The sequence below is a fragment of the Kitasatospora terrestris genome, from assembly GCF_039542905.1.
Taxonomy (GTDB): Bacteria; Actinomycetota; Actinomycetes; order Streptomycetales; family Streptomycetaceae; genus Kitasatospora; species Kitasatospora terrestris.
In genome coordinates, this window is sequence record NZ_BAABIS010000001.1 from 706,447 (window position 1) to 724,399 (window position 17,953).

At 75.1% G+C, this 17,953-nt stretch carries 23 protein-coding genes; 9 read left to right on the forward strand and 14 right to left on the reverse strand.

Annotated elements, in window-relative coordinates:
- Window positions 1-159: 159 nt before the first annotated feature.
- Window positions 160-558, reverse strand: coding sequence for a DUF302 domain-containing protein (locus tag ABEB06_RS03465; RefSeq protein ID WP_345695274.1), 399 nt, complete (start codon window positions 556-558; stop codon window positions 160-162).
- A 202-nt stretch (window positions 559-760) separates the two neighbouring features.
- On the opposite strand from ABEB06_RS03465, the gene ABEB06_RS03470 reads away from it, so the two are divergent.
- Together ABEB06_RS03470 and ABEB06_RS03475 are read left to right on the forward strand one after the other, a co-directional pair.
- Complete coding sequence (locus ABEB06_RS03470) at window positions 761-2,017, forward strand: SpoIIE family protein phosphatase (RefSeq protein ID WP_425559566.1); 1,257 nt, start codon at window positions 761-763, stop codon at window positions 2,015-2,017.
- 233 nt (window positions 2,018-2,250) lie between these two features.
- A complete protein-coding gene (locus ABEB06_RS03475; protein ID WP_425559759.1) occupies window positions 2,251-3,636 on the forward strand; it encodes an alpha-amylase in 1,386 nt (461 codons plus the stop codon).
- A 119-nt stretch (window positions 3,637-3,755) separates the two neighbouring features.
- Here the strand turns inward: ABEB06_RS03475 and ABEB06_RS03480 are convergent, their stop codons facing one another.
- Window positions 3,756-3,989: a DUF6480 family protein gene (locus ABEB06_RS03480; RefSeq protein WP_345695275.1), complete on the reverse strand. Its 234-nt coding sequence runs from the start codon at window positions 3,987-3,989 to the stop codon at window positions 3,756-3,758.
- Between the two features lie 158 nt (window positions 3,990-4,147).
- On the opposite strand from ABEB06_RS03480, the gene ABEB06_RS03485 reads away from it, so the two are divergent.
- From ABEB06_RS03485 to ABEB06_RS03495, 3 genes are all read left to right on the forward strand, one after another.
- Entirely contained in the window at window positions 4,148-4,774 is a 627-nt protein-coding gene (locus tag ABEB06_RS03485; RefSeq protein ID WP_345695276.1) for a carbonic anhydrase, read from the forward strand.
- Window positions 4,775-4,895: 121 nt separating this feature from the next.
- Entirely contained in the window at window positions 4,896-5,750 is an 855-nt protein-coding gene (locus ABEB06_RS03490) for a universal stress protein (RefSeq protein WP_345695277.1), read from the forward strand.
- 48 nt (window positions 5,751-5,798) lie between these two features.
- The gene (locus ABEB06_RS03495; RefSeq protein ID WP_345695278.1) at window positions 5,799-6,332 is read left to right on the forward strand and encodes a flavodoxin family protein; all 534 of its coding nucleotides are present in this window, start codon (window positions 5,799-5,801) and stop codon (window positions 6,330-6,332) included.
- 43 nt (window positions 6,333-6,375) lie between these two features.
- On the opposite strand, the gene ABEB06_RS03500 is transcribed toward ABEB06_RS03495, so the two are convergent.
- The 3 genes from ABEB06_RS03500 to ABEB06_RS03510 are packed head-to-tail and all read right to left on the reverse strand — an operon-like array spanning window position 6,376 to window position 9,049.
- Window positions 6,376-7,134 carry an FAD:protein FMN transferase gene (locus ABEB06_RS03500; RefSeq protein ID WP_425559760.1) on the reverse strand — a complete coding sequence of 253 codons (759 nt, stop codon included), beginning with the start codon at window positions 7,132-7,134 and terminating at the stop codon, window positions 6,376-6,378.
- A gap of 41 nt (window positions 7,135-7,175) precedes the next feature.
- Window positions 7,176-7,673, reverse strand: a complete 498-nt coding sequence (locus ABEB06_RS03505) for an FMN-binding protein (RefSeq protein WP_345695280.1) — start codon at window positions 7,671-7,673, stop codon at window positions 7,176-7,178.
- A gap of 11 nt (window positions 7,674-7,684) precedes the next feature.
- Window positions 7,685-9,049 carry a ferredoxin reductase family protein gene (locus ABEB06_RS03510; RefSeq protein ID WP_345695281.1) on the reverse strand — a complete coding sequence of 455 codons (1,365 nt, stop codon included), beginning with the start codon at window positions 9,047-9,049 and terminating at the stop codon, window positions 7,685-7,687.
- Window positions 9,050-9,241: 192 nt separating this feature from the next.
- Here ABEB06_RS03510 and ABEB06_RS03515 point away from each other — a divergent pair, with 192 nt between their 5' ends.
- Together ABEB06_RS03515 and ABEB06_RS03520 are read left to right on the forward strand one after the other, a co-directional pair.
- Window positions 9,242-9,988 carry a response regulator transcription factor gene (locus ABEB06_RS03515; RefSeq protein ID WP_425559567.1) on the forward strand — a complete coding sequence of 249 codons (747 nt, stop codon included), beginning with the start codon at window positions 9,242-9,244 and terminating at the stop codon, window positions 9,986-9,988.
- Entirely contained in the window at window positions 9,985-11,448 is a 1,464-nt protein-coding gene (locus tag ABEB06_RS03520) for a sensor histidine kinase (RefSeq protein ID WP_345695283.1), read from the forward strand. Before ABEB06_RS03515 ends, ABEB06_RS03520 begins: the two co-directional genes overlap by 4 nt.
- Window positions 11,449-11,459: 11 nt before the next feature.
- Here the strand turns inward: ABEB06_RS03520 and ABEB06_RS03525 are convergent, their stop codons facing one another.
- A complete protein-coding gene (locus tag ABEB06_RS03525; protein ID WP_345695284.1) occupies window positions 11,460-11,888 on the reverse strand; it encodes a DUF7144 family membrane protein in 429 nt (142 codons plus the stop codon).
- A 243-nt stretch (window positions 11,889-12,131) separates the two neighbouring features.
- Between ABEB06_RS03525 and ABEB06_RS03530 the strand changes: the two genes are divergently transcribed.
- Window positions 12,132-12,494, forward strand: coding sequence for a DoxX family protein (locus ABEB06_RS03530; RefSeq protein WP_345695285.1), 363 nt, complete (start codon window positions 12,132-12,134; stop codon window positions 12,492-12,494).
- An 18-nt stretch (window positions 12,495-12,512) separates the two neighbouring features.
- On the opposite strand, the gene ABEB06_RS03535 is transcribed toward ABEB06_RS03530, so the two are convergent.
- From ABEB06_RS03535 to ABEB06_RS03545, 3 genes are all read right to left on the reverse strand, one after another.
- On the reverse strand, window positions 12,513-12,728 hold the full coding sequence (locus ABEB06_RS03535) for a hypothetical protein (RefSeq protein WP_345695286.1): 216 nt from the start codon (window positions 12,726-12,728) through the stop codon (window positions 12,513-12,515).
- A gap of 5 nt (window positions 12,729-12,733) precedes the next feature.
- Window positions 12,734-13,174: an SRPBCC family protein gene (locus tag ABEB06_RS03540; protein ID WP_345695287.1), complete on the reverse strand. Its 441-nt coding sequence runs from the start codon at window positions 13,172-13,174 to the stop codon at window positions 12,734-12,736.
- Window positions 13,175-13,268: 94 nt separating this feature from the next.
- Window positions 13,269-13,874: a TetR/AcrR family transcriptional regulator gene (locus tag ABEB06_RS03545; protein WP_345695288.1), complete on the reverse strand. Its 606-nt coding sequence runs from the start codon at window positions 13,872-13,874 to the stop codon at window positions 13,269-13,271.
- Between the two features lie 83 nt (window positions 13,875-13,957).
- Here ABEB06_RS03545 and ABEB06_RS03550 point away from each other — a divergent pair, with 83 nt between their 5' ends.
- Entirely contained in the window at window positions 13,958-15,091 is a 1,134-nt protein-coding gene (locus ABEB06_RS03550) for an FAD-dependent oxidoreductase (protein ID WP_345695289.1), read from the forward strand.
- A gap of 16 nt (window positions 15,092-15,107) precedes the next feature.
- Here ABEB06_RS03550 and ABEB06_RS03555 read toward each other — a convergent pair whose 3' ends face one another.
- The 5 genes from ABEB06_RS03555 to ABEB06_RS03575 form a co-directional block, all read right to left on the reverse strand.
- On the reverse strand, window positions 15,108-15,590 hold the full coding sequence (locus ABEB06_RS03555; RefSeq protein WP_345695290.1) for a DUF427 domain-containing protein: 483 nt from the start codon (window positions 15,588-15,590) through the stop codon (window positions 15,108-15,110).
- Between the two features lie 93 nt (window positions 15,591-15,683).
- The gene (locus ABEB06_RS03560) at window positions 15,684-16,565 is read right to left on the reverse strand and encodes an oxygenase MpaB family protein (RefSeq protein WP_345695291.1); all 882 of its coding nucleotides are present in this window, start codon (window positions 16,563-16,565) and stop codon (window positions 15,684-15,686) included.
- A 32-nt stretch (window positions 16,566-16,597) separates the two neighbouring features.
- Window positions 16,598-16,780 (reverse strand): hypothetical protein, encoded by a 183-nt coding sequence (locus ABEB06_RS03565; RefSeq protein ID WP_345695292.1) that lies wholly within the window; start codon window positions 16,778-16,780, stop codon window positions 16,598-16,600.
- The gene (locus ABEB06_RS03570) at window positions 16,777-17,472 is read right to left on the reverse strand and encodes an SDR family NAD(P)-dependent oxidoreductase (RefSeq protein ID WP_345695293.1); all 696 of its coding nucleotides are present in this window, start codon (window positions 17,470-17,472) and stop codon (window positions 16,777-16,779) included. The genes ABEB06_RS03565 and ABEB06_RS03570 overlap by 4 nt, the downstream gene beginning before the upstream one ends.
- Window positions 17,473-17,525: 53 nt before the next feature.
- A complete protein-coding gene (locus ABEB06_RS03575) occupies window positions 17,526-17,819 on the reverse strand; it encodes a DUF3040 domain-containing protein (protein ID WP_345695294.1) in 294 nt (97 codons plus the stop codon).
- Between the last annotated feature and the right edge of the window lie 134 nt (window positions 17,820-17,953).

Sequence of the window (17,953 nt, forward strand, 5' to 3'; positions counted from 1 at the left end):
CCGCGGACCACACCCGACCGAAGTCGATGTGGGCCCTCGTCACCAGCAGCAGCCCGGAGCGCATCCGGCCATTGCAGCAGGGCCGCCGCCCGCCGTCAACGACGTCCCGCCTGCCGGCACGCCGGTCTCCGCCTCGCCGGCGACCGCCCCCGCCGTGGCTCAGCCATCCAGCGCGGCCAACGCGTCCAGCGCGGCGCGCAGGCGGGCGGCGGCCTCGTCGGCGACGGCCGCCAGCTCGGGGTTCCCGGCGACCCGGACGATCAGCTGCGGGTCCATCGCCTCGACCACCGTGCGGCCGTCGGCGGCCCGGACCACCACGTTGCAGGGCAGCAGCAGCCCGATGCTGCGGTCGGCCCCGAGCGCGCGGTGGGCGAGCGGCGGGTTGCAGGCGCCGAGGATCAGGTACTCCTCGATCTCCTCGCCGAGCTTGGCCCGCAGGGTGGCCTGCATGTCGATCTCGGTGAGGATCCCGAACCCCTGGTCGGCGAGCGCGGCCCTGGTCCGCTCGACGGCGTCGGCGAAGGGCAGGTCGAGGGTGACGGGGATGCCGTACTCCATGCCGGGCTCCGTTCGGGGGCGTTCCGTTGCACATACCCGTGGGGGTGTTTCCCACGGTACGGCAGCGCGTGGCGGCACCGGCGCATCCGGGCGGCGCGGCGCGCCCGGCGAGCCTGTGCGGCCGTCCTCCGCGAGGATGGGAGCACTGCCGGCGCCGCCGCGCGACGCGCGGCGGGCCCGCTGCGGCTGTCGGAGGTGCGTGATGATCGAGGACACCGACCGACCGGGCGTGGTGACCGGGCCCGCGGTCGACTACCGGGCGGTCTTCCAGGCCCTGCCGTGCATGGTCGCGCTGCTCACCCCCGACCTGGTGTACGCCGACGCCAACGACGACTTCCTGCTGCAGTCCGGCCGCACCCGCGAGCAGGTGGTCGGCCGGTACCTCTTCGACGTCTTCCCCGACAACCCCAACGACCCGAACGCCACGGGCGTCCGCAACCTCGCGGCCTCGCTGAACCGGGTCCTGGCCACCGGCGAGCGCGACACCATGGCGCTGCAGCGCTACGACGTCCAGTCCGCGGAGCGGCCCGGGGAGTGGGAGGAGCGGTACTGGAGCCCGGTCAACGTACCGATCCTCGACGGCGAGGGCCGCACCGTCCTGCTCGTCCACCGGGTCGAGGAGATCACCCAGCTGATCCGCGCGCACGGGCTGCCCGAGGGCAACCGGGCCCGCGTCCTGGAGGCCGAGCTGTACACCCGGGCCCGCGAGCTGCAGGAGGTGAACGAGCGGCTGCGCGAGGCCCACGCCCAGGAACGGAAGGTCGCGCTCGCCCTCCAGGAGGCCATGCTGCCCGCCCCGCGGCCGCTGGAGCGCCACCGCGCCGCCGTCCGCTACTGCCCCGCGCTCGGCGCGCTCAACGTCTGCGGCGACTGGTACGACCTGGTCGAGCTGCCCGGCGAGCGGGTCGCGGTCGCGGTCGGCGACGTGGTCGGTCACGGCCTGGCCGCCGCCGGGGTGATGGGCCAACTGCGCAGCGCCCTGAGCGCCGCCTCCCGGGTCGCCCGCGGCCCGGCCCAGGCGCTGGAGGTGCTCGGCCTGTACGCGCGCTTCGTCGAGGGCGCCGAGTCCGCGACCGCCGCGACCGCGTTCATCGACGCGGCCGACCGCACCATCAGGTACAGCAGCGCCGGCCACCTGCCGCCCGCGCTGGTGCACCGCGACGGCACGGTGGAGTTCCTGGACGGGGCCACGGATCCGCCGCTCGGCGCCCGGCCCGACCACCGCCCGCGCCCCGAGGCGGCCGTCCGGTTCTCCGAGGGCGACACGCTCGCCCTCTACACCGACGGCCTGGTCGAGCGCCGGACCGAGGACATCGACGTCGGCCTGGAGCGGCTCGCCCGGTCGCTCGCCGCCCACCGTTCGGCGGACCCGGAGGTGCTGGCCGACACCGTCCTCACCGAGCTCCTGCCGCCCGACGGCGCCACCGACGACACCGCCCTGGTCGTGGTCCGCCTCTGAGCGAGTTGGTGTACGGACGCGGTCAAGAGCCTTGACGCCCCGTCGGCGCCGCCCGTACGGTCTGCGCTACCGAAAATGTTTCCGGCAAGTTTCAGGCTTCTTGCAGCAAGGACCTGCAGGAGGTGCCGTGCGCTTTTCGGGCAATCCCGGCTCCCACCCCACCTGGAGAACCCGTGGACCACCGCTCGCCCGTCCCCCACCGTCGGCGCAGCGCCTCCCTCGTCACCGCGACCCTGATCGCGGCGACGGCGGCGGCCGGACTCGCGACCGCTCCCCCCGAAGCCCGTGCCTCCACTCCGGGCAGCAAGACCGTCACCGCCACCCTCTTCGAGTGGAACTACGCCTCGGTCGCCAAGGAGTGCACCAACGTGCTCGGCCCCAAGGGCTACGGCTGGGTCGAGGTCTCGCCGCCCCAGGAGCACATCCAGGGCAGCCAGTGGTGGACCTCCTACCAGCCGGTCAGCTACAAGATCGCCGGACGGCTCGGCGACGCGTCCGCGTTCACCTCCATGGTCAACACCTGCCACGCCGCGGGCGTGAAGGTCGTCGTGGACGCCGTGGTCAACCACATGAGCGCGGGGTCCGGCACCGGCACCGGCGGCACCGTCTACACCAAGTACAACTACCCCGGCTACTACCAGGACTGGGACTTCCACTCCTGCCGGACGAACATCTCCAACTACGCCGACCGGGCCAACGTCCAGAACTGCCAGCTCTCCGGCCTGGCCGACCTCGACACCGGCAGCGACTACGTCCGCTCCACCATCGCCGCCTACCTCAACGGCCTGATCGCCAAGGGCGCGGACGGCTTCCGGATCGACGCCGCCAAGCACATCGCCTCCGGCGACCTGGCCGCGATCAAGGCCAAGCTGACCAACCCGGGCATCTACTGGGCCCAGGAGGTCATCTACGGCTCCGGCGAGGCCGTGCAGCCCGGCGAGTACACCGGCACCGGCGACGTCGACGCCTTCATGGGCGCCTACGACCTCAAGCGGATCTTCACCAGCGAGAAGCTCGCCTACCTGAGCAACTGGAACGACTCCTGGGGCGCCGGCTACCTCCCCAGCACCAACTCCCGCACCTTCACCGACAACTGGGACACCGAGCGGAACGGATCCACCCTCAACTACAAGAACGGCAACACCTACACGCTCGCCAACGTCTACCTGCTGGCCTGGCCCTACGGCTCGCCGAACGTGTACTCCGGCTACGAGTTCACCGACATCGACGCCGGACCGCCGAACGGCGGCAGCGTCACCGCCTGCTACCAGAACGGCTGGAAGTGCCAGCACGCCTGGCGGCAGATCGCCAACATGGTCGGCTTCCGCAACGCCACCAACGGCACCGCGGTGACCAACTGGTGGTCCAACGGCAACAACGCCATCGCCTTCGGCCGCGGCTCCAAGGGCTACGTGGCGATCAACCACGAGACCACCGCGCTGACCCGCACCTTCCAGACCTCGCTCCCGGCGGGCAGCTACTGCGACGTCCAGCACGGCGACCCGAGCGCGGGCGGCGGCTGCAGCGGCCCCAAGTACACCGTCGCCGGCAACGGCACCTTCTCCGCCACCGTCGGCGCGGGCGACGCCATCGCCCTCTATGCGGGCGCCGGCGGCTGACCGGTCGCAACCGGGGGACGGCCCGCTCCGTCAGGCCGCTCCGTCAGCCCGCTCCGCCCGGCCCGCGCAGGACGGAGCAGCCGGACGGAGCGGGGGCGGGGGTCGTGCGGAGTGCGGGCCTAGCCTCCCCACCCGCAGACCCGCGCGACGGCGAAGCCCACGAAGCTCACCACCAGCAGGCCGATGGCGAGCAGGGGGATCCAGCTCGGCCAGGCCGTGCGCAGTTCGACCGGTTCGGGGATCGAGATCCCGTGGCTGGTCGACCCCTCGCACTCGGGCGTCTCTTCGGGCGTCCGCAGTCCGGGACGGTCCGGTTCGGGAGGGGTCGACGGGGTGGAGTCGGCGAGAGTCATGGTGGTCCTCCTCTGCACCCATCGTGGCGACCCGGCCCGGGAGGATCCCCTCGCAGCGGTCGTGCACTGTTTTCGGGCGCGGCGTGGCGGGAGGGCCACCCGTGACCACGTCACGGACCGGAAACCTGCGGGGGGCCGAGTCCGCATAGGCTACGGCCATGATCGATCGACTGACTGTCCAGAACGCCGTTGACGCACTCCTGGCGGGCAACCGGCGCTTCACCGCCGGCGAGCCCGAGCACCCCAACCAGGACGCCGCCCGTCGGGCCGCCACCGCCCCGTCGCAGAGCCCGTTCGCCGTGCTGTTCGGCTGCGCGGACTCCCGCCTCGCCGCGGAGATCATCTTCGACCAGGGCCTGGGCGACCTCTTCGTCGTCCGCACCGCCGGTCACGTGATGGGCCCGGAGGTGCTCGGCAGCATCGAGTACGGCGTCAGCGTCCTGGGCAGCCCGCTGGTCGTCGTCCTCGGACACGACTCCTGCGGCGCCGTCGCCGCGACCCGCGCCGCCATCAAGGACGGCACGACCGCGCCGGGGTACGTGCGCGACGTGATCGAGCGCGTCACGCCCAGCGTGCTGGCCACCCTCGCCGCCGGTTTCACCCACGACGACGACTTCATCAACGAGCACATACGGCACACCGTCGACCTCCTGCTGGACCGCTCCCGCGTGGTGGCCGACGCCGTCGCCGCCGGCGACGCGGCCGTGGTCGGCATCTCCTACCGCCTGGCGGACGGCACCGCGCAGATCGTCACCGCCCGCGGCCTGACCGGCACGGTCGTCTAGCCACACCGGACGCGACGGGGCCGACCGGACCGCGAACAGGGCCGGTCGGCACCCTCCCCCGCCGTGCGCGACGCGGAAGACTGGCAGCGGACCAGCCACTTCGAGCGCGCCGGAGGTCATCATGGACGGGCCGGTCACCGTGGGCTTCGACGGATCGCCCCAGGCGCTGGCCGCCGCGGAGTGGGCGGTCGACGAGGCCGCGCTGCGGGGAGTCCCGCTGGAGCTGCTGCAGGCCTGGCCGTGGGCCGCGCCCCACCTGCTCGGCACGCCCGACGCCGTGGCGGAGGGCAGGAGCCGGCTCACCTCGGCGGAACGCGGGCTCCGGGCCCTGCTGCCGGGCGTCGAGGTGCGACCGGTGCAGATGCCCGTCAGCGCCGAGGACGCGCTCGTCGCAGCGAGCCGGACCTCCTCCCTCCTGGTCCTCGGCTCCCGCGCCCTCACCACGCTGCGCGGCTTCCTCGTCGGATCGGTCGCCCAGCACGTCCTCGCCCGGACCGCCTGTCCCACCGTCCTCGTCCGCGCACCCGTCGCCGACGCGCCGCCGCCCGCGCCCGGGATCGTCCTCGGACTGGACCCGCGCAGCCCCTGCGACGACCTGCTGGCCTTCGCCTTCGACACCGCCCGACGCAGGGAGCTGCCGTTGCGCGTGGTCCACGCCTGGCAGCCGGCCCGCGCCGCCCAGTACCTCGCGCCCACCGCGGTCGCGGGCATCGAGGACGAGATCGCGGGCGTCGAGCAGCAGCAGTTCGACGACCTGGTGGGCGCCTGGAGCGAGAAGTACCCCGACGTCGGGTGCACCGCCACGCTGCTGCGCGGCAGCGCCGCTTCGACGCTCCTGGAGGCGGCCGACCGGCCGAGCCTCCTGGTCGTCGGCCGTCGGAGCCGGCGTGGCGCTCCCGGGCCCCACATCGGTCACGTCACCCATGCGGCCGTCCACCACGCCCGGTGCCCGGTCGCGGTGGTCCCTCACGAATGACGAGCACCGCCGCCGCGGCGCGGCGGCGGTGGGAAGAAGGTGGGAGCGATGCGAGCCGTCATCGTCTACGAGAGCATGTACGGCAACACCAGGGAGGTCGCCGAGGCGATCGCCGAAGGTGTCCACGACGCCAGTCCGGACGCCACGGTCAGCTGCCTGCCGGTCGCCGAGGCGGGCGTCGACGTCACCCGCACGGCCGACCTGCTGGTGGTCGGCGGGCCGACCCACATGCACGGCATGTCCAACCGGCTCAGCCGGAAGATGGCCGCCTCCGCCGAGGCCAAGAAGGCCGGGCACCAGGAGCAGGCCGACGAGGCCCGCGCCACCACCGAGGGACCCGGGCTGCGTACCTGGTTCCACAGCCTCCCCGACACCGAACCGGGCACCCACGCCGCCGCGTTCGACACCCGGGCCGCCATCAAGCACCCCGGCGGAGCGGCCGACGGCATCGCCCACCGGCTCACCCACCACCACTACGACGTCGTGGCCGAGCCGGAGGGCTTCCTGATCGACGAGGCCGACGGACCGCTGCGCGCCGGCGAGCTCGACCGGGCGAGGTCCTGGGGCGCCGCGCTGGTCTGACGCTCCGCCGGTGCCCGACGGGCCGTGCGGCACCGACGACCGCTCACCGGGCGGCGGCGGGCAGGGTCCAGTCGGCGGGTCCCACGGGCGGCAGGTAGCGGGACAGGCCGCCCGTCCGCAGCCGGGAGCCGTCCGGGAGGACGGCGAGGGCTTCCACCCCGGGCTGTCGCTCGACCCAGGCCGGTCCGCGCTCGGGGCCCATCGCGAACACGGCGGTGGCCCAGGCGTCGGTGCGGGCCAGTCCGACCTCCGGGGCACCGACCAGGGTCACCGAACTGAAGGCGGTGGCCGGGCGGCCGGTGAACGGGTCCATCACGTGGGCGCCCCGTTCGGCCGTGCCGGAGGTCGCCACGGCCAGGCCGGTGCCGGTCACCACGCCCGCGAGGGCGCCCGGCACCAAGGGGTGCGCCACGCCCACCCGCCACGGCCCGCCTTCGGTCAGGACGTCCCCACCGCCGCTCACGCAGTGCTCGCGGGAGCCCCCGGCCCGAAGGATCCGGCCGACCTCCTCCACCGCCCAGCCCTTGACCCAGCCGCTCGGATCGAGCCGCCCGGCTGGGCGTTCGGTGAACCAGCCGTCGGTCTGGGCTGCGGTCTCCCGGCACCGGGCCAGAACCTCCGCCACGTCGGGGTGGCAGTCCTCGACGGTGGTGTCCCCGCGGTCGAGGCGGCTGATGTCGCTGTCCTCGCGGTACGTCGAGAAGACCGCGTCGATCTCGTGCAGCCGTGCCATCGCCCGTTCCAACGCCGGCCCGGTGCCGGGGCCCGGGTCGCGCACGGTGACGGAGAAGACCGTTCCCATGACGTGCTCGGCGTGGCGGACCGGTTCCGCCGGTGCGGCGCTCACAGTCCGGCCCGGTCGAGGGCGCTCTGCAGGGAACGGATGTACCCGTTGCTGGTGTAGGTCGCCCCGGAGACCACGTCGATCCGGGCACTCTGCGCGGCGATCGCCTCCCTGTTGAGCACGGGCAGCGCGAAGCTGTTGATCTCGCGGTCGCGCCGGTCCTCGGCGGGGTACTGGACGACGTCGACGGCGGTGATCCGCGAACCGGCGAGGGTCACCTTGACCTGCACCGGTCCGTACCGGGTGTCCACGGCGCCGCCGGTGACCGCCCGGGACGCGGCCGAGGCGGACGGGCTCCCCGACGCGGAGGGTGACGGGGCCGCGGACGGTGCTCCGGTGGTGGCGGGACCCGGGGTCGGCTCGCTGCGACCCGCGGCCGGCTCGGTGTCGGCCTGCGTGCCGATCGCGGCGGCGGGGGCGCTCTCGTGCGGCTTCAGCGACAGCAGCAGGACGACCCCGGCCGCGGTGGCGGCACCGGTGACGACGGCTCGGCGCATGGCGGTGCTCCTCAGAAGGCGAACGACTCGTGGTGGATGCGGCCGGGGCGCACACCGGCGGCCCGCAGGGCCCGGACGGCCTCCTCGGCCATCGGCTCCGGACCGCACAGGTAGACCTCGTGGGCGGCCAGGTCCGGGACCGCTCTGCGCAGCGCTTCGCCGAGGTCCCCGACCTGGGCGCGGGAGCCGGTCAGCGCCAGGACCCGCCCGCCCCGTCGCTCGGCCACCGCGGCCAGCTCGGCCGTGAAGAGCAGGTCCTCGGGGCGGCGCGCCCGCTGGACCAGCGTGACCTCGCCCGGCAGCGTCTCGAACAATGCCCGCAGCGGGGTGATCCCGACGCCCGCGCCGAGCAGCAGCACCTTGGACCGCCGGTGCAGCCGCTCGGTGAAGGCGCCGTACGGGCCCTCGGCCCGCACCCGGGTGCCCGGCCGCAACCGTGCGACGGCGGCGCTGTGCGTCCCGAGGTCCTTCACCGTGAAGCGCAGGAACCTCTCGTGCGGCGGTGCGGACAGCGAGTACGGGTTGGCCGCCCAGCGGAGCCCGGGGGCCTGGAACTGCAACCTGAAGAACTGGCCGGGTTCGGCCCGCAGCTCGCTCAGGCGCTCCCCGGTCAGGAACACCGAGACCACCCCCGGACCCTCGGGCCGGACCTCCGCCACCCGCAGTCGGTGCCGCCGGTCCCGCAGCCACGGCACGGCCAGCCGGAACCAGCCGAGCGCCGCGGCGGTGCCCACGTACAGCGCCGACCAGGCGAGGCGGGCCGGTCCGTCACCGAGGTCGGCGCCGGTGGCCAACTGGTGCCCGAAGGCGAGCGCCACGGCGAGATAGGTCGCGAGGTGCAGGTAGTACCAGACCTCGTAGGACATCCGGCGACGGGCGACGCGGGCGGAGACCGCACCGGTGGCGAACATCAGCAGCGTGCCCAGCGACGCCTTGATCATTTCGGGGTAGTGGAGGACGATGTCCACCCCCTCGCCCAGCAGACCGTGCCCACCGGTCAACGCGTAGCCCCAGACGATCGTCAGGACGTGCACGGCCGTCAGCGACACCAGGTAGCGGCCGCCGAAGGCGTGCCAGCGGGCCAGCCGGTCCGCGCCGACCTCCCGCTCCAGGACCGGGATCCTGGCCATCAGCAGCAGCAGGACGGGTGCGGCGTACCCGGCCAGCAGGCCGGTGATCCGGCCCGCGCCGGTCAGCCAGCCCGCCGCCCCGGTCACCGAGCCGGTGCCGCGCCACCAGAGCGCGAGGACCCCGAGGCCGCCCAGCGCGATCGCGGCCAGGACGGCCGCCGGCACGGCCGCGACCGGGAAGCGGCGGGGATCACGGCGCGCGTGCCGACTGGCGGGCGGCGTGCGCCGCGGTGCGACGGCGACCATCCCCGGCCTCCTTCCGACCTCGGGCGGCACGGTGCCGCCGAGGGGACCAACCCTGCCACCGCAACCTCTCAGTTCCCTCTGAGTCCGGGCCCCCGACGAGCGGACCGGGACGGTTCCTCCGCAGGTCAGCGCGGTCGGGATCGAGAACCGGGGGGCACTGGATCTCACCGCTTTCTCATCGCGGCGGCCACAATGGGGACGGCAGCCAGACCAGCACCCGGGAGCACAGTGGAGCCCAGCACTCAGCCGACCTGGCGGATCCTCGTGGTCGACGACGAACCCGACCTCGTCGACGTCCTCTGCGGCGCGCTCGGCTACGAAGGGTGGGAGACCCGCGGCGCCACCCGCGGCCGGGAAGCGGTCGAGATCGCCGCGGCCTGGCACCCGCACGCCGTGGTCCTCGACATGATGCTGCCCGACCTCGACGGGATGGAGGTGCTCCGCCTGCTCCACCGGGAGCAGCCCGAGGTCCGGGTGCTCTTCCTGACCGCCCGGGACGGCGTCGAGGACCGGATCGCCGGCATCGCCGCGGGCGGGGACGACTACGTCACCAAGCCGTTCAGCCTGGCCGAGGTCGCCGTCCGGCTCCGCGGCCTGCTGCGCCGCACCGAGCCGCGGCCCGCGGGCGGGCCGCCGGAGCACGCCCTGGTCCTCGGCGACCTGGTCCTCGACGACCGGGCCCGGGAGGTCACCCGCGGCGGCGAGCCGGTCGAGCTCAGCCCCACCGAGTACGCGCTGCTCCGCCACCTGATGCAGCACCCGCGTCAGGTGCTGAGCAAGGCGCAGCTCCTCGACGCCGTCTGGTCGTACGACTTCGGCGGGCAGGCCCATGTCGTCGAGCTGTACATCAGCTACCTGCGCAAGAAGGTGGACGCCGGACGGCCACCGATGATCCACACCGTCCGCGGGGCCGGCTACCTGATCAAGGCCGCCCCGTGAGCCGCCGGGCCGCACGCCGGCCCCGGCTCGTCCCCCGGACCTTGCGGGCCCGGCTGGTCGCCGGACTGCTCGCGCTGCTCGTCCTGGCCTTCGTCGGCGTGGGGCTGGCGACCACGGCCGCGCTGCGGCACTTCCTCGTGGACCGGCTCGACCAGCAGCTGGCCGTGGCCGGCGGCCGGTACGCGGCGAGCCTGGAGCACGGGGCGCCGACCGACGGCGCCGACACCAGGGCGCAGGCGCCCGGCACCTTCGGGGCCCGCCTGGTGTCCGGCCGGGTCACCGCGGCGGGCGTGGTCGACGGCGACGCGGACGACGGCGTGGAGCCCAACGACGACGACGGGGTGACCCTCACCTCCGCCGAGCAGCGGGCGGTGGCCGCGCTGCCGGTGGACGGCGCGGCGCGCACCGTGGGAATCGCCGCGCTCGGCGACTACCGGCTGCGCGCCGTCTCCGGCCGCGACGGCGACGTCCTGGTCACCGGGCTGCCGCTGCACCCGGTCGAGGAGACCACCGAGCGCCTGATCAGCCTGGAGCTGACGGTGTTCGCGGTGGCCCTGGTCGCCGTGGGCGTCGCCGGAACCCTGTGGGTGCGCTGGTCGCTCCGCCCCCTGGAGCGGGTGGCCGGCACCGCCGAGGAGGTGAGCGAACTGCCTTTGGACAGCGGCGCGGTCGCCCTCTCCCACCGCGTTCCCGACGACGACCCGCGCACCGAGGTCGGCCGGGTCGGCGCCTCGCTCAACCGGATGCTCGACCACATCGGCTCGTCGCTGAACCGCCGCCACGAGATCGAGGAGCGGCTGCGCGCCTTCGCGGCGGACGCCAGCCACGAACTGCGCACACCCGTCGCGACCGTACGGGGCCATGCCGAACTGGCGCTGCGCCACCCCGGGCCGGTGCCGGACCCCGTGCACCACTCCCTGGAGCGGATCGATGCCGAGGCCCGGCGGATGGGCGCGATCGTCGAGGACCTGCTGCTGCTCGCCCGCCTCGACGCCGGCCGGCCGCTGGCCGACGAGGAGGTGGACCTGACCAGGATCGCGCTGGACGCCGTCGCGGACGCCCAGGCCACCGGGCCCGACCACCGCTGGCTCCTCGAGCTGCCGGCGGAGCCCGTACTCGTCCGGGGCGACGCCGACCGGCTGCGCCAGGTCGTCACCAACCTGCTCGCCAACGCCCGCTCCCACACTCCGCCGGGGACGCGGGTGACCCTGGGAGTCGAGGCGGCGGAGCGGTCGGTCCGCCTGGTGGTCGCGGACACCGGGCCCGGCATCCCGCCCGAGCTGATCGACCGCGTGTTCGAGCGCTTCGTCCGGGGAGACCGGGCGCGGTCCCGCTCCACCGGCTCCACAGGCCTCGGGCTGGCGATCGTGCGGGCCGTGGTGACCGCGCACGGCGGTGTCGCCGAGGTCCGCAGCACCGCGGACGGGACCGTTTTCACCGTCCTCCTGCCCCGGACCTAGGGGGCACGTCGTCAGTCCGCCCTTCTGCTGGTTCCGACGCACAGGGCCCAGATGACGAAGGCGTCGACGGCGATCAGGACGACCGACCAGACGGGGTAGTGGGGCAGCCACAGGAAGTTGGCGATCATGCTCAGGACGGCCAGGGCGATGCCGACCACCCGGGCCCAGACCGCGCCGCTGAAGAGCGCCAGTCCCGCCAGGACGATCACGATGCCGAGGATCAGGTGGATCCAGCCCCAGGCCGAGGTGCTGAACGAGAACGTGTAGTCGCGGGTGACGACCACCAGGTCGTCCTTGGCGATGGCCGAGATCCCCTGGAGGAGGTTCAGGATGCCGCCGAGGACCAGCATGACCGCGGCGAAGACGGTCCACCCGGCGGCGAAGGGCCGGTGTTTCGTGGCCGGGGCACCGCGGTCGGGTCCGGTGACGCTGCTGCTCATGTCGTGCGCTCCTTCTGCGATGACCGCGTCGCGGACGGCGCGGACCGGAAGGAGGGGGCCGGCGTGGACGGGCTCCGCCCGACCGCGTCGGCGGCCTCCACCCTCATCGTAGGAGCGGCGCCGCAGAACGGCCTGGGCCGTCCGGCCCCGGACCGGTGCTTCCCACCGGACGTTACCGGCCGGTAGCATCGCCGCTGTCCGTCGAAGCCCCGCACGCCCCCGCCGAGAACGCCGAGGAGCACCATGCCGACCGACCGCTCTGCCCGCCTGCTCAGCGGCCTCCTGCTGGGCGCCGGTGTCGCCCACTTCGTGGTGCCGCGCCAGTTCGACGCGATCGTGCCGCGCAGCCTGCCCGGCTCGCCGCGCACCTGGACGCACCTCAGCGGGGTCGCGGAGCTGGCGGTCGGCGCCGCCGTCGCCCTCCCGGCGACCCGCCGGGCCGGCGCGCTCACCGCCGCCGGGCTGTTCGCCGCGGTGTTCCCAGCGAACGTCAAGATGGCGTACGACTGGCGCCACAAGCCCGCCCCACTGCGGGCCGCCGCCGTCGCCCGGCTCCCCCTGCAGGCCCCGCTGATCGTCTGGGCCCTGCGCGTCGCCCGCGGCTGACCGGCGGCGGGCGAGCGCTCAGCCCGGCTGCCCGCCGGCCGCGGCCGCCGCCTGCCGCCGGTGGGGAACCACCGCCCGTCCCATCGCCGCGTCGAGGCGGTCCAGCATCGGGGGGTCGGCCACCGCCTCCAGCGCGGCCAGCAGGAGTTCCAGGGCGACCGGGTCGTTGTCGGCGACGGCGCGGGCGATCCGGTCCACCAGGTCGCGGGGCCGGCCGCCGGTGGGCGCGGGCACGGCCGTCACCTCCGTTCCGGGGCCGCCAGGACGCGCGGCATGCGCTCCGCGACCTGGTCGGCGAGCTGCTCGAACGCGGACCGCAGGAAGGGCGCGGCGAGCCGGGCGACGCCCTTGAACCGCAGCTGGGCGCGGTAGACCAGGAGGGTGCGGCCGTCGACCGACCGCAGCGTCATGTCGTCGGTCGCGGTGACCGTGCGGTTGCGGCCGACGAAGAGCAGCCGGTCCGCCTGGTAGCTCTCCAGGGTGTACGTGAGCTGGGTCCGGCGGCCGCGGAAGCGGGACACGTTGAGCCAGCTCGCGCCCGGCGCGACCGGCCCGCTGTCGAGCCGGGTGCAGCTCTCGGTGCCCGGGTCCCACTCCGGCGTGTTGCCGAAGTCGGCCAGGTAGGCGAGCACGTCGTCGGTGGGGCGGTCGAGGACGATGCTCCGCTCGACGGTGACCATGGCGGTGTTCCTTCCGGGGTACGGGTGCGCTCCCTGTCAGCCCTTGTTCGGAGCGCGGGCCCGATCGGATGGCACCGCCTACCGGCGCGGCCGGTCAGCGGTCGGCGGCGAGGGCCTGCCAGCCGGTTTCCAGCAGGTCGAAGGCGCGGGCCACCGCCCGGCGGGGGTCCGGCCGGCCGTCGGCGGCGCGGGGGGCTTCGAGGGCGAAGTGCGCGAGGGCCGCGCAGGCCGGGTCGTCCTCGGGCAGGCCGCTCTCCTCGGCGATGACCCGGGCCAGGGCCGCGGCGTGGCGCATCCACATGCCCTGGAGGTAGTCCCGCAGGGCGGGCGTGCCGTTCACCAGCGCGAAGAAGGCGGTGAAGCGCTCGTCCCGGTCGGCGGCGGCCATCCGGTGGCGCAGCGCGTGCTCGCGGAGGGCCGCCGGGATCGAACAGCCCGCGGGGCGTTCGCGCACGGCGGCGAGCAGCCGGGCCTCCTGGTCGGCGTCCTGGTCGAAGACGAGCGCCTCCTTGACCGGGAAGTGCTTGAAGAGCGTGGTGGTGGACACGTCGGCCGCGTCGGCGATCTCGCGGATGCCGACGTCGTCGTAGCCGCGCTCCAGGAAGAGGCGCAGGGCGGCGTCGGCGATCGCCTGGCGGGTGGCGGCCTTCTTGCGTTCGCGGCGCCCGATCGGCGCGGGCCCGGTGTCGCTCTCGCTCATGCCGAGGATCGTACCGCCTTGGGTGGTGCGGATTCAAAAGTGCAACCGTTGCACTTGTGAAGTCGTTCTGGTTTTCTGGAGGCATGAACACCACCCCCGCACCCCGCATCGCCGTCGTCGGCGCCGGCCCCGGCGGCCTGACCTTCGCCCGGATCCTCCAGCGCCACGGCATCCCGGTCACCGTCCACGACCGCGACGGCGGCCCCGACGCCCGGGACCAGGGCGGCACCCTCGACCTGCACCGGGACAACGGCCAGATCGCGCTGCGCGAGGCCGGACTGCTGGAGGAGTTCCACCGGCTCTCCCGCCCCGAGGGGCAGGAGATGCGCCAGCTGAACCCGTCCGGAGACCTGGTCTTCCACCACGTCCCCGAGGAGGGGGAGCGCACGAAGCCGGAGATCGACCGCGGCGTCCTGCGCGACCTCCTGCTCGGCTCGCTGCGGCCCGGCACCGTGCGCTGGGGCAGCGCGGTCGAGGCGGTGGAGGGCCCCGCCGGCGGCCCCCGGCGGCTGCGCTTCGCCGACGGCTCCGCGGTCGAGGCCGACCTCGTCGTCGGCGCCGACGGCGCTTGGTCCCGGGTCCGCCGCGCCGTTTCGCCCGCCACCCCGCGGTACACCGGTGTCAGTTTCCTGGAGGCCTGGTTCCACGACGTCGACAACCGGCACCCCGAGATCGCCGAGCTGGTCGGCCGGGGCAGCGCGGCGGCGGCCGACGGCGACCGCGCCCTGTTCGCCCAGCGCAACGGCGGCGACCACATCCGCGTCTACGTCATCCAGCGCACCCCCGTCGACCGGCCCACCGCCGCCGGCCCCGCCCCCGGGCACACCGACGCCGTCCGCGCCCGGCTCCTGGAGTCCTTCCGGGACTGGTCACCGGAGCTCCGCCGGCTGATCACCGACAACGACGGCCGGTACGTCGACCGGCCGATCCACGCCCTGCCCGTCCCCCACACCTGGGAGCACGACCCCGGCGTGACCCTGCTCGGCGACGCCGCCCACCTGATGCCGCCGCTGGGCGTCGGCGTCAACCTCGCCATGCTCGACGCCTGCGAGCTCGCCCTCGCCGTCGCCGGGAGCGACAGCCTCGGCGCGGCCGTCCGCGCGTACGAGAGCACGATGCTCCCCCGCTCCACCGCGATGCAGGAGCTCCTCGACGGCGGGGCCGAGGAACTCCTCTCCCCCGAGCTCCCCGACTTCGCCACCGGGGACGCCCGCTGACCGGAGCCGCGCGCCCTCACCAGCCTCCGGTCCCGGGCGCGCCCTTGAACGGGCCGCGGATGCGGGAGGTGATCCAGCCGCCGTAGAAGTCGCCGGGCTGCGCCGACACCGGCTCCTCGCCGACCCGGCACTCGTCGACCCGTTCCGGGTAGAAGGCGAACGCGTCCCGGATCGCCTCGAAGCCCGGCAGCGGCTGCGGGTAGCTCCAGGCCGCACGGGCGCTCACCCGGGCGCCCACCCTCAGGTCCCAGTAGCGGGCGACGCCCTTCCACTCGCACTGCGTCCGCCCGGCGGCGGGCACCAGCAGATCCGTGCGCACGTCCTCGGCCGGCAGGTAGTGGACCGGCGGATGGCTGGTCTCCAGCACCCGCACCGACCGGACGGAGTCGGCCACGACCAGCCCGCCGAAGGTCACGACGACCCGCTCGCCGCACGGCACCACGACCGGCGGACGCGGATAGTCCCAGACCGATTCGGTACCGGAGTCGTCGAACGTCATCGCCCTCTCCTTCCACGTCCGCCCGGCCTCAGCCTCGTCGCCCCGGCCGGGCCGGCACCCCTCGCATCGAATGCGCAGCGGTCGGCGCGGGTCTCAGGAGGCCGTCCGGGGTCCGGGCGCTGCGGGCAGGGCCCAGCGGATCGACCGGACCACGGCCGTGCCCAGCGGTTGGAAGGCGCATTCGACGAGCGGCACGCCGGGCAGGCCGAGCAGGCCCCGGTGCTCCGGTTCCAGCAGGTGCACCGCGGCCGCCGCCAGCGCGCCGTACGCCGGGCGGACGGGCCACGGCAGGGGCGGGTGGAGCAGCAGGAAGCGGGCGGCCTCGCGCGCCTCGTCCGTCCGGGCGAGCTCGGGCCGGTAGGAGTGGAGCACGGCGTCCAGCCCGGCGCGGTCGCGGGGCGGGTCCTCGACGCCGAGGGCGGCCGCGACAACGGCCATGTCCGCCACGTAGGCGTCGTACCCGGCCGGATCGAGGGGCGCGGCGCCGTACACCTCGTGCGCGCGCAGGAAGCTGTGCGCCTCCGCGGCGTGCACCCAGGCGAGCAGGTGCGGGTCGTCGGCGCGGTAGGGCCGGCCGGCCGCGGTCGTGCCCCGGATCCGGTGGTGCACCGCGCGCACCCGGTCGACCGCGGCCTGCGCGTCCGCAGCGGTGCCGAAGGTGGTGACCGCGAGGAAGGTGCTGGTGCGCTGGAGCCGGCCCCAGGGGTCGCTGCGGTAGCCGGAGTGCGCGGCGACCGCCGCCATCGCCGACGGGTGCAGCGACTGGACGAGCAGGGCGGCGAGGCCACCGACGAACATCGAGGCGTCCCCGTGCACGGCCCTGATCGCCGCGTCGGGCGGGAACCAGCGCGGCCCGGGCGTGCCGTGGATGCGCCGCCGCTTGGCCGGCCCGTCGGGGCCGGCCACCCGCTCGAACAGCGCGGACCCCAGCCGCTCGCGCAGGCTGCGGGGAGTCGCCCGGTCGTCGGCGTCCATGCCCTCAACGGTAGGAACCCGCCGCGGCGTCATCAAGCGCCGCCGGCGGCGCGGCGGCCCCGCGGCCGGACCACGGCCGGCGCCGTGCCGTCCGCCGTGCCGTCCGGCGGGACGAGGTCGGCGAGGAGCGTGTCCGCACGGGTGTCGGCGTCGTGGCGGCGGGCCGGCGGACGGGCGGGGCGGCGCAGCCGGTGCCCGGGCGCGCGGGGCGTCAAGGGCCGCACCGCGGTTCGCCGGACGGCCCGGGCCGCAGGAGTGCCGTCCCGTCCGCGAGTCCGTCCACGACGGCCTCCGCCCAGGGGCGCGGGTCCGCCCCGGCGGGCAGCCGCGGGGCGCGGCCGGCCACGGCCCGGGCGGCGAACCCCGTGTCGAGGTGGGGCGGCCGGACGTCCAGGACTCCGACGTGTCGGGGGCGCAGCTCCAGGCGGACGGTGTCGAGCCACCCGGCCAGCGCCGTCTTGGAGGCGCGGTAGGCCGCCGTCGTGGCCAGCGGGCGCTCGACCACGATGCCGGTGACGGCACCGATCGCACCACCCGGGCCGACCACCCGCAGGGCGCCGCGCAGCACCGCGACCGGAGCGAGCCCGTTGACCGCCATCAGGTGCTCCTCCACCTCGGGCGACGTCTCGTCCGCGCGGCCGAAGGCCACCACCCCGAACGCGGTCAGCACGGCGTCCAGTCCGCCGAGGAGGTCGGCCGCGCGGGGCGCGAGCGACGCGCAGCCGTCCAGGTCATAGGCGTCGAAGCGCAGGGTGCCCGGGGCACCCGCACGGCGGGCGGCGGCCGCGAGGCGGTCGGGATCGCGGCCGGCGGGCACCACCCGGGCACCGCGGTCCGCGGCTGCGGCGGCGACCGCGCCGCCCAGCTCGCCGGTGGCACCGGCGACGAGCAGTCTCAGCCCGTCCACCTGCCGGATTCCCGGCGGGCCCGACCGGTCCGCCGCCTGCGGCTCTCCCCCGCTCACCGGCCGGCCACCCGGAGGAGCCGGCGGAACGCGGCCACCAGCGCGACGGCCCCGGCGACGGCTGCAGCCGAGGCCTCCGGGGCGGCGGCGCCCGCGCAGACGGCCGCCGCGCCGGTCGCGACGGCCAGCACCGCGATGAGGACGACCAGCGGCACGGGACGCCAGAGCAGGCGCCCGATGCGTCCGGGCCACCGGCTCAGCAGCCGGTCGAGCGCGGGGTCGCTTGCCCGGAGCCGACGCTCCACGGCCTCGATCGCGTCGAGCTCCGCTCGGGTGAGCCGTACGGTCATGAGTCCCACACCTCCATCGCCCGGGGAGGGTTCCAGCCTGCCGAGGGCCCGCCGCGCGCAGCAGCTCGCAGCGCTCGTGCAGCGCATCACCGGCTGTGCTGCCGTGCGGTGCGGTGCGCAAGGATCGTTCGGGT

What these genes read in the sequence shown, in the direction of transcription:
- ABEB06_RS03465 (WP_345695274.1), bottom strand. Translation starts at nt 558, where the DNA reads ATGGAGTACGGCATCCCCGTCACCCTCGACCTGCCCTTCGCCGACGCC.
- ABEB06_RS03470 (WP_425559566.1), top strand. Translation starts at nt 761, where the DNA reads ATGATCGAGGACACCGACCGACCGGGCGTGGTGACCGGGCCCGCGGTC.
- ABEB06_RS03480 (WP_345695275.1), bottom strand. Translation starts at nt 3,989, where the DNA reads ATGACTCTCGCCGACTCCACCCCGTCGACCCCTCCCGAACCGGACCGT.
- ABEB06_RS03485 (WP_345695276.1), top strand. Translation starts at nt 4,148, where the DNA reads ATGATCGATCGACTGACTGTCCAGAACGCCGTTGACGCACTCCTGGCG.
- ABEB06_RS03490 (WP_345695277.1), top strand. Translation starts at nt 4,896, where the DNA reads ATGGACGGGCCGGTCACCGTGGGCTTCGACGGATCGCCCCAGGCGCTG.
- ABEB06_RS03495 (WP_345695278.1), top strand. Translation starts at nt 5,799, where the DNA reads ATGCGAGCCGTCATCGTCTACGAGAGCATGTACGGCAACACCAGGGAG.
- ABEB06_RS03500 (WP_425559760.1), bottom strand. Translation starts at nt 7,134, where the DNA reads ATGGGAACGGTCTTCTCCGTCACCGTGCGCGACCCGGGCCCCGGCACC.
- ABEB06_RS03505 (WP_345695280.1), bottom strand. Translation starts at nt 7,673, where the DNA reads ATGCGCCGAGCCGTCGTCACCGGTGCCGCCACCGCGGCCGGGGTCGTC.
- ABEB06_RS03510 (WP_345695281.1), bottom strand. Translation starts at nt 9,049, where the DNA reads ATGGTCGCCGTCGCACCGCGGCGCACGCCGCCCGCCAGTCGGCACGCG.
- ABEB06_RS03515 (WP_425559567.1), top strand. Translation starts at nt 9,242, where the DNA reads ATGGGGACGGCAGCCAGACCAGCACCCGGGAGCACAGTGGAGCCCAGC.
- ABEB06_RS03525 (WP_345695284.1), bottom strand. Translation starts at nt 11,888, where the DNA reads ATGAGCAGCAGCGTCACCGGACCCGACCGCGGTGCCCCGGCCACGAAA.
- ABEB06_RS03530 (WP_345695285.1), top strand. Translation starts at nt 12,132, where the DNA reads ATGCCGACCGACCGCTCTGCCCGCCTGCTCAGCGGCCTCCTGCTGGGC.
- ABEB06_RS03540 (WP_345695287.1), bottom strand. Translation starts at nt 13,174, where the DNA reads ATGGTCACCGTCGAGCGGAGCATCGTCCTCGACCGCCCCACCGACGAC.
- ABEB06_RS03545 (WP_345695288.1), bottom strand. Translation starts at nt 13,874, where the DNA reads ATGAGCGAGAGCGACACCGGGCCCGCGCCGATCGGGCGCCGCGAACGC.
- ABEB06_RS03550 (WP_345695289.1), top strand. Translation starts at nt 13,958, where the DNA reads ATGAACACCACCCCCGCACCCCGCATCGCCGTCGTCGGCGCCGGCCCC.
- ABEB06_RS03555 (WP_345695290.1), bottom strand. Translation starts at nt 15,590, where the DNA reads ATGACGTTCGACGACTCCGGTACCGAATCGGTCTGGGACTATCCGCGT.
- ABEB06_RS03560 (WP_345695291.1), bottom strand. Translation starts at nt 16,565, where the DNA reads ATGGACGCCGACGACCGGGCGACTCCCCGCAGCCTGCGCGAGCGGCTG.
- ABEB06_RS03575 (WP_345695294.1), bottom strand. Translation starts at nt 17,819, where the DNA reads ATGACCGTACGGCTCACCCGAGCGGAGCTCGACGCGATCGAGGCCGTG.